We start from the raw sequence: 11,680 nt of genomic DNA, 5'->3' as shown, positions 1-11,680 counted from the left end.
GAATATTAAATGCGTAAATTAGGACTACTCTCTGTTTTAGCCTTAGCCCCAGGGTTATCGAATGCGTTAACGCTTGAGCAATCTGTAGCTGAAACATTAAACACTAATCCGAGATTAATGCAGAAATATGCGAGCTTTGAAGCAAAATACCGCGATAAACGCAGTGCGTTTAGTGAGTATTTACCACAAGTTCGTTTATATGCAGGATATGGATACGAGCGCGTAAACTATAAATCAGGCCGAGAACTTGATAGCGAATTAAATCGTAGAGAAATAGGTTTAAAAATAACACAAATGTTATTTGATGGTTTTAGAACATCATCTGAAGTTGCAAGACTAGATAACGAAGCAAAAGCTGACCAATTGGGTTTAATATCTGCTGCAGAGAATATTAGCCTTGAAGTTGTACAGGTATATTTAGACTTGCTTAAATCAGTTGAGTTAGTTGAGTTGTCAGAGCGAAATATCAACATACATAAAAAAATATTAAGTGATATTGAACAACGACGTCAACGTGGTTTATCAAGCGATGCCGATGTAGCTCAAGTTCAGTCTAGACTTGCTACATCACAATCTGGCTTTTTAGCTGCTAAAAATAATCTTCAAGATATTAAAGCAAATTACTATGATTTAGTGGGTCAGTACCCTGATGATTTAATGATTCCTAAAGTGGATGAAACATATATACCAGCCACTTTAGGTGATGCTATAGCAGTCGCTAAAAAATCACATCCAGAAATTATGGCTGCTGTTTTTGATATAGAAGCTGCAAATAAACAAATAGAAAGAGAGAAAAGCGGTTATTGGCCAAAGGTTAGTTTAGAGTTTGATGTAGCTGATAACGATAATATTTCGGGCTCTCCTGGTCGTGATGATAACGGCCGAGTAATGCTTTCTATGAGTTATGATTTATACAACGGTGGCAAAACAAATGCAGATACCGAAGCGGCAAAATGGCGTTACCAAGAAGCCGTAGCAGTTAAAGACACAACTCACCGGCAAGTCGAAGAAGCGACAACCTTTGCATGGAATGCAAACATGTTTTTAGCTGAGCAAAAAGGCTTTTACGAAGAAAATGTTGGCTATGCTGAAGTTGCTCAAAAAGGGTATGAACGCCAATTTTCATTAGGTCGTCGTTCGTTATTAGATGTACTTGATTCGCAAATTGAGTTGTTTACAGCGCGTCGTAACTATATTGAATCGGCTTATGATCAACGCAAAGCAAGCTTTAGGCTTGTAAATGCAACAGGGCGTTTAGTTAGAGCTCTTAGGGTTGATAAACCTGAAGCATGGCTACTAGGAGATAGATAATATGAAAAGCATTATGTTTTTAAGTCTTGCATTATTACTGTCTGGCTGTGCTAGCGATGCAAAAAAATATGAGTATCAAGTTCAATCAAAAGATTTATTTGACCAAGACCGTGACGGTGTTATTAACGCAAGAGACAAGTGTGCTGAAACACCGATAAGAGCCAAAACAAATAATGATGGTTGCCCTAAAGAGCAAAAAATAACGACATCAAGAAACGTTGTTATTGAATTTGGTTACGATAAATCGACGCTAACGGATGATGCAAAAGCAAAAGTAGTAAGTTTTGCTAATAGTGTTGTTGATGTGCCAGGTATTACTATTTTATTAATTGGTGATACTAGCTTAGAAGGGTCATTAGAATATAACCGTAAGCTTGCTTTAAAACGAGTTGAAACAGTTAAAACGGCTTTGTTAGCGCAAGGTGTTAAAAATATAGAAATAACTGAGCAAACATTTATTGATTCAAAAGATATTCCTAAAGTATTAGCTGGCAGAAAAACACGAGTTATAGCGTTAGTTGATGGAGAGAGTTCTGTTGAACTAGAAAAGCAATTTGATTTATATAATGCCGGTTTTTAAATAATTATATAAATACAGTTTAAAAGGCCCGTTTTATACGGGCTTTTTTATTGCTTAAGTTTATATTAACGTGGATGTGCCAAAATAAACTAAACACTTTATTTTTGGCACTATAAAAGGAAAATTATATGGCAATTCAAAAAAAGCTAAAAGAAAAAACGCGTAATTTTATTGACTCTAAGCATATGCTTAGCGGTATTACAGTGGCGTCGTTTTTAGAGTCAACCATAGTGCCTATTCCACTTGAGGCTGTATTAGTACCGCTAATGCAAGCTCGTCGAGAAAAGCTATGGCTTATCGCCTTAATGGCGACTTTAGGTTGCATAGTGGGTGCATTGTTTGGTTATGCGTTGGGTTATTATTTATTTGATGCGGTTGGTGATTGGATTATTAATACGTTTTCGAGCCCTGAGCAATTTGAAAACGTTAAGCAGCAAATGCAAGATCAAGGTTTTTGGTTTATTATAACGCTTGGCATTGTGCCAATTCCGTTTCAAATAGCGATGCTTGCAGCAGGCGCGACTAAGTATTCTATTTGGCTATTTTTATTGGCCTCAGGTATTGCGCGTTCTATTCGTTACTTTGGTCTGGCTATTATTGTTTATTATGCAGGTAATGAAGCTGAGCGAATCATTAGTAAACATAAAACTAAAGCGATGATTGGCATTACTATTTTAGTGTTGGGATTGTGGGGACTTAGTACCGTAGTTTAAGTTTAAATTTGAGGGGGATTACGGTTTTCATCTTCGTGATGGTTTTTATTATTGTGCTATAGTTTTCAAATGAAGTACTGAAAAACCTAGCAATTAATATGATTGAAACAGTAAAACTTACCGTTAAACTTTCTAACTTTTATAAAATGCCTTTGATCAATAAAGTTTTAAGTTTAGCTTTATTGATCTATATTGCTATTTTTTCAGCCTACTCCCAAACTAGCTTTCCTCCCTTACAAGTTCAAAACAATGTGTACGGTTTTACTACCGATTTTATTAATTTAACTGTCATTATATTTCTGTTTTGGATGGTTCAATGCTCTGAGCTATCTAAAAAAGCATATATTTTTTCTAGTTTTGGTTTATTACTATGGAGTATTGGCACCACGGCAGACGTGCTTGATGAGTTAGTTGTACAGCCTTACTGGGTAAGTGTTTATTTTGAAGACTTATGTAGAACCAGCGGCATGCTTTTAACTTCTTATGGTTTATTTAAAACTATGCGCTTTGTACAAAGTATTAATAATAGGTTAGCCGCAGAGTTAATAATAGATGACTTAACTAAAGTGCATAATAGGCGCTATTTTTATCGACATGTTAAAAGTGGAAACATTGTATCTTAAGTTATTTTAATTATTGATATAGACCATTTTAAGTCTATTAATGATGAGTTTGGCCATGATGTGGGCGACTCAATTCTTCAGCAGTTAGCAACTACATACAATAATGCATTTGAAGGAAACGCGCAGTTTGCTCGCTTGGGCGGTGAGGAGTTTGGAGGTTATTTACCAACAAGTAATATAGAGCAAGTTAGTGAGTTTTGTCAGCAATTAATAGACCTTGCGCACACTATCAATGTTAAAAATACGCGCCATTTAACAGTAAGTATTGGCGTAGCAAAACAAACCCCTAACGAGCCCCTCGATAAAGTCATGAAGCGTGCCGATCAAGCTCTATACGTAGCTAAAAAAACAGGTCGGGATCGTTTTGAAGTTGCCCCGTAAGCGTTTTTAATTATATAAAAACACGTCCTTATTGTTTGCACATTTACTACACTTTTTAACGTTTTCGTAAGGAAGTGTCAGTGAGGGTAATGCTTTGTAAATCATGAAATTAAAATATAATGTTTGGGTCATAATGGGGATATTAATAATAAGGAATAACCTTAATGACTAACTCCCTTTTAAAAGCTGCATTACCCTTAAGTCTAATTACTATTTTGTCGGGCTGCGGCTCTGACGATAGCTCAAGCTCTACAGGTTACATCCAATTGTATAACGGCTCTTACAATAGCCCATACACACGTTTGTTTGTTGAAGAAACAGAGCGCTCAGGCGCTGATTTTGCTGATGTAACTACTCGCCATAACTACAGCACAGACACTTATGATGTAAGTTTTGAGTACCTAGATGCTAACGACAGCTATATAACAATTAGCGATCAAGAAATTTCTATTAAGGGTGACAAAACACAGTTAATAGTAATGAGTGGTAACTTTGATGAACCTACATTTACAGAGCTTAGCGTACCTATTACAAGCGATACGGGTGAGTTTAACTTAGGGTTTTATAATATTGCAGGAGAGGACACTAACTACGATATTTACTTAGCAACTGATGATGGTGTATTTGAAAGCGCGACACTTTTCTCATCAGCTCAATATTTAAGTGAGTTAGATCTGCAAAGCGTTGATGAAGGTTATTACACTATTTACATAACAGAAGCGGGCAGCAGTGATGTTGTGTACGAGTCGTCATCTGTTTATTTATACGATGAAGCAAGTTATGTAGCAATGATCCGCCCAAGTTATGCAACAGAAGAAGGCGGCATTACGCTTGATGTAGTAACCGATAATAACTACGTTACTGAGCTTAAACACCAATCTGCTCTGGGGCAATTACGTTTTATAAATACCGTTGATGACTACTCGCCAGTAAGCTTTTCTGCTACACGCGGTACAACTGTAAACACAACAAATACAGTCGCTAGTGACTCTTATACCGATTATGTTGAACTTTCGCCTAATAGTTACAGCGTAGCGATGTACGACGAAGAAGGTACAAAACTAGCTGATAACTTTTTAATGACGCTAGAGCGCGAGCAAAGTGCGGTGGGTATTTTTTATAACGACGCAGATAACGGTTTACGTATGATGAGCGTTGAAGAAAATCTAACACCAAGCAGTTACAGCCATACGGTATCGGTTGTAAACCTAATTGAAAGCTACGCAGGGCAGTCGGTTTCAGATGTAGATGTGTACTTTACACTTAACGGCGAAACGGTAGACGACACTAGTAACGTAGTCGATGGCCTAGATAAGTATGACCAAGAAGAGCAGGTTGTAGATAACGAAATTTACACGGTTTATGTTGTTTACGAAGACAACGGCCAGCAAATTGTGCTTATTCAACAAAGCGATATGGACTTTACACAAGAGGGTAACTACATATTGATTTTAGAGCATGATGAAACAACAAGCTCTGGTTATAAGATGACCCTAGAGCGCACTATTACCGATAGTGTTGAATAAACCTAAACATATTAAGTAGCATAAAGCCTAAGCACTTTAAGTACTTAGGCTTTTTTATTGAACAAAATTTACCTACTCATTAATAATTAGGTACACTCAGGGCATAATTATTAATAAGAGTGTGCCATGGATGATTTAGTTGGGTTAGCCGTCATAGTAATACTGGTTGTGGTTGCCGGTGCTATTTGCGGCTTAATAGCGCTAGTGCAGTTAAATGCATTAAAACAAGAAGTTGCTGTTTTAAGGGCCAAAATAACACATCTACAAACACATAAATCGATATCGCAAAGTGAACCTCAAAGTGAAGCATCTACGGCTCAGGCAGCGATTTCAATAACAGAGCCAATTGCTCATAAAGCACAGCCAAGCTTAACGTCCCAAAACGCGTCGCCACCTGTAATAAATCAGCTATCAGCACCTCCTAAAAAAGCCAAACCAGCTGAAGCATCAGCCATAGAATTACTATTTAATAAATTGCGCGCAGGGTTTGAAGAGAACTGGATGACCTGGATAGGCGCAATAGCGCTTGCGTTTGGGGGCATCTTTTTAGCTAAATACAGCCTAGAAGCGGGATTATTATCGCCTGTAATGAGGTTGAGTTTAGGCGGCTTATTTGGGCTTGGCCTAATTGCAGCCGCAGCTTATTTACACCATAAACGCATTGTATTTGAAGGCTTTAATAATTACATACCCGCAGCGCTTGCAAGCGGCGGGTTTATTACCTGTTTTGCTTTAACGCTTTTAGCTTACAGCAGTTACGACATGCTGAGCCCTACCGTGGCATTTTTTGCGTTAGCTATTATAGCAATTAGTGCAAGCGCGATGGCGCTTAGGTTAGGCCCGCTATTGGCCGTGCTTGGTATTATTGGCGCTTACAGCGTACCAATATGGGTTAGCACTGGCAGTGGTAACTTATTTGCGCTGTTAATGTATATTGGCTTTGTAAGTTTGTCGGCTGCGTTAGTTGCACATAAAGTACAACGTATTTGGCTATGGTATTTACTATGGGTTGGGCACATTGGCTGGTATTTAGTTGGTTTTACGCTACTTAAAGTTAATACCGTTTGGTTAATGGGGGCATTTGCTTTACTTAGTATTGTAGGGTTAATTGCTATACCGCGCTTAGGTCTAAAACTGAATGTTATTGAACATCGCCCGCACAGTTTAAAACGTTTACTTAAAGTGCTTCCAGATCATGCATTACTACTCGCTTTTATAGCGCCCTTAATATCTACTATGTTGATCAGTCACTTTGATATGCAGTGGCAAGCAATCGGCGTGTTAAGTATTGTATTGGTGTTGTTTTTAGTCCTTAAAAATAGCCGCTGGGATATTTGGCAGGGCGTAGCGTTAGTTATTTCAACGCTATTAGTGTTAGGCGCTCAGCGCACGCATCTTTCGCCAAACCTATTTGATGACGCACTCTTTATATTCAAAAATGAATACGGTTTGGGTTTATTACTCGGATTGTTACTTACCGCTTTTGGGCTCTATTACGGTAAAAAACAGATTAAGCGTTTAGCGTTTCATATTACGGGGGCATTTAGTGTATTTGTAATGATAGCGACTTTATATACGCTTATTCCTAATTCTGCGTTAAGTACTGCATATCCACTTTGGGCCGTTGCATTGTTTGTAGTGGCGGCTATTTTAATAAAGCTCGCGCAGCATAATACAACGCTATTTCAGCGTTTTACTTATTGGGTAGGGGCTAATGCCAATATTACGTTAGCAGTTACCATGCTATTAAGTGACAGCGGCCTAACCATTGCACTGGCTGTACAAGTATTACTTATAAGCGTACTTATAAAACGCTATAACGTGCCTATGCCGCATTGGCCTATAAAAGCCTTAGTTGCTGCGTTATTACTGCGCTTAACGCTTGTGCCTTGGACACCAAGTTACGATACACTTACGGTATTTGGTTTGCATTGGAGTATTGTAGTTTATCCGTTATGTATTGCGTTATTTTTTGCCGCAGCTAAGTGCTTTGACTCATCAAAACTTAAAATATGGCTCGAAGGTGCAGCTCTTCATTGTTTAGCGCTTTTTATTACTACCGAAACAAGTTATCAGTTAGTAGGGCATTATCCGCAATTTGATTCACTTAACTTTTACGAACAAATACTCCTTACCTGTAACTGGCTGGCATTAGGGGGTGTGTATTTACACAGAGCAAAACTTGCCGGTACTTTAGCTAAGTTATATAAAGTGGCGGGTTTTGCACTTGCGGGGTTAGCAGGGCTTTTTGCTATTAAAACACTACTTGACGATAACCCATTATTTGAATCACTTTACATAGGTGAGCTGCCAATATTTAACTGGTTATTACTATTGTGGTTAGTTCCTGCAGGATTAACGCTTTGGCTGGCCAAGCTTGTAAAACCAATAAATGCTAAAGCTACGCCATTTATATTGGCCGTTGCGGGTGGCTTTATATTATTGGCAATAAACAGCTTTATTCGTCAGTACTGGCAAGGTCCTTACATTTACTTATCAAAAGGCGCAAGCAATGCAGAGCTTTATAGTTACTCTGTTATTTGGTTAGTATTGGGGGCGGGTACTGTTATTTTTGGTCATTTAAAAAATCAATTATTAATACAAAAAGTAGGCCTAGGCATACTAGCTGCCGTTATTGTTAAAGTGTTTTTAATTGATATGGCTAACTTGGAGGGCTTACTTAAAGCGCTTTCGTTTATTGGATTAGGGCTTTCGTTGGTGGGGTTAAGTTGGTTGTTCCAAAAGCTTAGAAGTCGAGTAAATCAAGTTTAACTTTATGAACACTTTATAAAGCAAAGCCCAGTGAAGATACTAGGCTTTTTGTTTTACGCTATTACTTGATAGCTTTTAACTAAAATACTATGTACTGTGATTAAGCAGTGCCTTTAGTTTGCCCGGTTTAATTGGCTTACTTAAATAATGAATATTAGCGGCTTTGGTTTCCTGTTTAAGCTCGGTGTCGCGCACTGCGGTAATTAAAATAGCAGGGACTTGGCTTTGCCAAATTTCGCGCAGGGTTTTAATTAGCGTTATCCCATCGCAGTCGCTACCTAATTGATAGTCCATTAAAATAACATCGGGTGCACCGTTTTGCTTAGCATGCGCCAGTACATTATCTACGTTATCAAAAAGGGTGTAATTAGCTTGCCACTTTTTAAGTAAGCTTGCCATTGCTGCTAAATTTTCAGGGTCGTCGTCTACGGCAACAATATTAATTGCTGCACGGTTTTCTATTAAGCTGTTTGTAGTACTTTTTTGTTGTACAAACTGCTCGTCACCATAAGGTACCTCAATGCTAAAACGGCTACCTTTATTTGGTTCAGAATGCACATCAAGCGGCAAACTTAATAAGTCAGCCATACGTTTTACAACACCTAAGCCTAAGCCTACGCCTTTGTTATCGCCCGACTCAACACGGTAAAAGTCGTTAAATATTTTAGCTTGCTCTACTTCGCTAATACCTGGGCCTGTATCCCATACTTCTATTCGTAAATTGTGCTTCCGGTTCCTGCAGGCAATTAATACACGACCATTATCGGTGTATTTAACTGCATTAGAGACCAAGTTTTGAATAATTCGGCGCAGATAGGTTATATCGCTGTGCACAATTTGCTGGTTTGAACGCACACTAAGTTTAAGACCTTTATCACTTGATAAAATAGCGTATTCACTTTGCAGTGGCGCTAAAATATCTTCAATATAAAAGTGGCGAGGGGTAGGGGTCATAGCGCCTTGCTCAAGCTTAGCTATTTCAAGCAATGCCGACATTAAATGCACGGTTGAATCGAGACTGTCGCCTAACTTTTCAAAGCTGTTTTGGTTAGTGCTGTCGAGTTGCTTTTCGTCAATGGCGGCAAGGTATAAACGTGCTGCATTTAACGGTTGTAAAATATCGTGGCTCGCCAGTGCTAAAAAGCGCGTTTTACTGTCGTTGGCTTGCTCTGCTTCTCGTTTAGCTAAAGTAAGTGCTTGCTCGGTTTGTACACGACTATCTATTTGAGCTTGTAAGTCTTTATTAATAGTTTGCACTTCTTGAGTACGTGCTTCTATGCGATTTTCAAGATCCATGTTTACTTCTTCAAGTGCATTTTGCGTACTTATGTGGTTTGTAATATCCGAAAAGCTGGTAACAAATCCGCCATCGGGCAGCGGATTACCAATCATTTCGTATACTTGGCCATTACGACGGTGGCGAATAAAATGATGCGAGCTGCCATATTTTAAATGCTGTACACGTTTTTCTACTTGGCGTTCTATTTCACCAGGGCCACATTCACCACGGTTAGCGTTGTATCTAATAATGTCTTCTATGGGTTGGCCTACTTCTAAAAAGCCTTCAGGGTAGCCAAACATTTCATTGTAGCGTTTGTTCCATGCAACGAGTTTTAAATCTTTATCAACAACTGAAATACCGTGGCTTAAATTTTCGAGTGAGGTAAATAACAGATTTTGATTAAATTGCAACGCTTGTGTGGTTTCGTCAAAAAAGTTTACTACTTCCTCAAACGCCATACGTTTACCCGACGATACCGTATGTATTAACGCTTGTGCCGACGATGCACCAAGCACGCCCGTTAATGCGCGTTCGCAGTAAGCTATAAATTCAGGCTCTGGGTGTGCGTTGTTATCACTTAAATGATGGGCGAGTGCGTAATGGGCCAGTACTTGTTGGCTGCGCTGAATACCTAGAAATGTTTGCAGTAGTATTTTAAAGTCGTAAACGGTGGCTTTTACGTCTTTATTTAAGCGCCTTGATAAAATAGCCTGATCTTTAGGGTTAACAAAAGCAGCGGCCTGAATTTTATCAATTAAGCGCTCCTCAGCCCCAAGTGAAAAACTAATATAACAACCAATATTGGCAAACAAAGCTATCAAGGTTCCACGCGTTATAAGCGTTTGTTGCAGCTCGCTATCAAGGGTTGTGCCGGCATCGAGTATTGGCAGCATTAAAAATAGTATCCAGCAAATAAAGCCTGCTACCAAACCCGCATACACCCCATAAGCATGACCTTTTCGCCAATATAAACCACCCACAATAGAGGGTAGCAATTGGGTAACAAGTGAAAATGCGACCAAGCCCATACTGGCCAGTGCGCTACTATGGCCAAACCATTGCTGATAGAAATAGGCCAAAATTAATATGCCTGCAATAGCAAAGCGCCTTACAAGTAATATACGAGACTTATAACTGCTGGTAATTAAGTTACGTTTAAACTTTCTACGCAGCATTAACGGCAATACCACATCGTTTGAAATCATCGTGCTTAATGTAAGCGTTGCTACCACTATCATTGCGGTGGCGGCAGATAGTCCACCTATAAATACAAAAGTGGTTAAGAATGCATTGTCGTTAATTAGCGGTAGGGCAAGTACAAAGCTGTCGGGTGAATAGCCGCTGCCAATTGCAGGATGAATGGCCGCAGTCGCAATAGGTAAAATCATTGCGGCTGTTAGTAGTAAATACAGCGGAAAAGCCCAGCGAGCGGTAAGTAAGTGGCGTTTGTTTTGGTTGTCAACCACGGTTACATGAAACTGGCGAGGCAAACATATAATAGCCGCTGCAGCCATTAAAGACTGGCCAATAAAGTTAAAGCTAAAAAAGTTAAAATCGCTCCAGTGACCCCAAATAGACTCAGTTACTTTGTTCGTGGTGGCTTCGGGTAAATTAAAAAGTGTAAATACTGCAAGCCCCGCAACGGCAATAAGAGCAATAAGTTTAATCATAGATTCAAATGCAACAGCGAGCATTAAGCCAGAGCGATATTCAGTTACATCAACTTTGCGAGTACCAAAAAATATAGCAAATAAAGCCATAATTAGTGTGGCAGAAAGCGCGAGCATATCGCCGGATATTTTATTACTGTTTTGCAAAAGTAAAAAGCTTGTACTAAGCGCTTTTAATTGCAGTGCAATGTAGGGAATGGTTGCCAGTAATGCGATTACAGTAACCATTATTGCTGTAGTTTGACGTTTGCCGTAACGAGCTGAAATAAAGTCAGCAATAGTCGTTATATTTTGTTTTTTACTTACCAGTACCAGCTTACGTAAAAATCCTTGGCCGAATAAAAACAGCAACGCAGGGCCTAATAATATTGGCAAGTAACTCCAACTGCTGGTGGCGGCTGTTCCTACCGAACCGTAATAAGTCCAAGAGGTACAGTAAATCCCGAGTGAGAGTGAATACACAAATGGGTGATGGCTAATACGCTTTGCTAAAGGGGTTGTTTTATCGCCCCAATTGGCAAGCCAAAACAGCACACCTATATAACTTAAAGCAACAATAATGAGTACGGCAGTCATGTTGTTATTAAACCTTATTATTTTAAATAGTCCCTCATCCCTATGAGGGATTAACACAATACCAGAACTGAGGTTAAGTGTGAGGGTTGAATTTAAAATAAAACTTTTATTTTATTTATATCTTATTGAATATTAACAGTAAAAATAAAACGCCCTTGAGCATTAGACTAATGTCGCATTAATGACCAACTTATCAATTTAATCATAAAGCCAGTTTACAAAAAAAGCCTAAGTAATTGAAATAAT

At 38.8% G+C, this 11,680-nt stretch carries 8 protein-coding genes; 7 read left to right on the top strand and 1 reads right to left on the bottom strand.

All coding sequences use genetic code 11. The features are described from left to right. Positions 1-9: 9 nt before the first annotated feature. The 7 genes from AC5NT5_RS13615 to AC5NT5_RS13585 all read left to right on the top strand — a co-directional run bounded on the left by AC5NT5_RS13615 (position 10) and on the right by AC5NT5_RS13585 (position 7,906). Positions 10-1,311: a TolC family outer membrane protein gene (locus AC5NT5_RS13615; RefSeq protein WP_182715575.1), complete on the top strand. Its 1,302-nt coding sequence runs from the start codon at positions 10-12 to the stop codon at positions 1,309-1,311. Position 1,312: 1 nt separating this feature from the next. Next, a complete protein-coding gene (locus tag AC5NT5_RS13610) occupies positions 1,313-1,891 on the top strand; it encodes an OmpA family protein (RefSeq protein WP_182725140.1) in 579 nt (192 codons plus the stop codon). Between the two features lie 128 nt (positions 1,892-2,019). Further along, the gene (locus tag AC5NT5_RS13605) at positions 2,020-2,604 is read left to right on the top strand and encodes a YqaA family protein (RefSeq protein ID WP_494513963.1); all 585 of its coding nucleotides are present in this window, start codon (positions 2,020-2,022) and stop codon (positions 2,602-2,604) included. A gap of 98 nt (positions 2,605-2,702) precedes the next feature. Next, a complete protein-coding gene (locus AC5NT5_RS13600; RefSeq protein ID WP_494513964.1) occupies positions 2,703-3,227 on the top strand; it encodes a hypothetical protein in 525 nt (174 codons plus the stop codon). A gap of 3 nt (positions 3,228-3,230) precedes the next feature. Next, on the top strand, positions 3,231-3,608 hold the full coding sequence (locus AC5NT5_RS13595) for a GGDEF domain-containing protein (RefSeq protein WP_518528059.1): 378 nt from the start codon (positions 3,231-3,233) through the stop codon (positions 3,606-3,608). Positions 3,609-3,772: 164 nt separating this feature from the next. Continuing rightward, complete coding sequence (locus AC5NT5_RS13590) at positions 3,773-5,134, top strand: hypothetical protein (protein ID WP_024597652.1); 1,362 nt, start codon at positions 3,773-3,775, stop codon at positions 5,132-5,134. Between the two features lie 126 nt (positions 5,135-5,260). Then, positions 5,261-7,906, top strand: coding sequence for a DUF2339 domain-containing protein (locus AC5NT5_RS13585; protein WP_494513965.1), 2,646 nt, complete (start codon positions 5,261-5,263; stop codon positions 7,904-7,906). Between the two features lie 87 nt (positions 7,907-7,993). Here AC5NT5_RS13585 and AC5NT5_RS13580 read toward each other — a convergent pair whose 3' ends face one another. Beyond that, entirely contained in the window at positions 7,994-11,434 is a 3,441-nt protein-coding gene (locus tag AC5NT5_RS13580) for a PAS domain-containing hybrid sensor histidine kinase/response regulator (RefSeq protein WP_182725137.1), read from the bottom strand. Positions 11,435-11,680 lie beyond the last annotated feature (246 nt).

This window comes from Pseudoalteromonas sp. J2K-J599, from assembly GCF_059295115.2.
The sequence above is the reverse complement of the archived record's forward strand: the minus strand, read 5'-3'. Positions and strand labels throughout refer to the sequence as shown.

What these genes read in the sequence shown, in the direction of transcription:
- AC5NT5_RS13615 (WP_182715575.1), top strand. Translation starts at nt 10, where the DNA reads ATGCGTAAATTAGGACTACTCTCTGTTTTAGCCTTAGCCCCAGGGTTA.
- AC5NT5_RS13610 (WP_182725140.1), top strand. Translation starts at nt 1,313, where the DNA reads ATGAAAAGCATTATGTTTTTAAGTCTTGCATTATTACTGTCTGGCTGT.
- AC5NT5_RS13605 (WP_494513963.1), top strand. Translation starts at nt 2,020, where the DNA reads ATGGCAATTCAAAAAAAGCTAAAAGAAAAAACGCGTAATTTTATTGAC.
- AC5NT5_RS13600 (WP_494513964.1), top strand. Translation starts at nt 2,703, where the DNA reads ATGATTGAAACAGTAAAACTTACCGTTAAACTTTCTAACTTTTATAAA.
- AC5NT5_RS13590 (WP_024597652.1), top strand. Translation starts at nt 3,773, where the DNA reads ATGACTAACTCCCTTTTAAAAGCTGCATTACCCTTAAGTCTAATTACT.
- AC5NT5_RS13585 (WP_494513965.1), top strand. Translation starts at nt 5,261, where the DNA reads ATGGATGATTTAGTTGGGTTAGCCGTCATAGTAATACTGGTTGTGGTT.
- AC5NT5_RS13580 (WP_182725137.1), bottom strand. Translation starts at nt 11,434, where the DNA reads ATGACTGCCGTACTCATTATTGTTGCTTTAAGTTATATAGGTGTGCTG.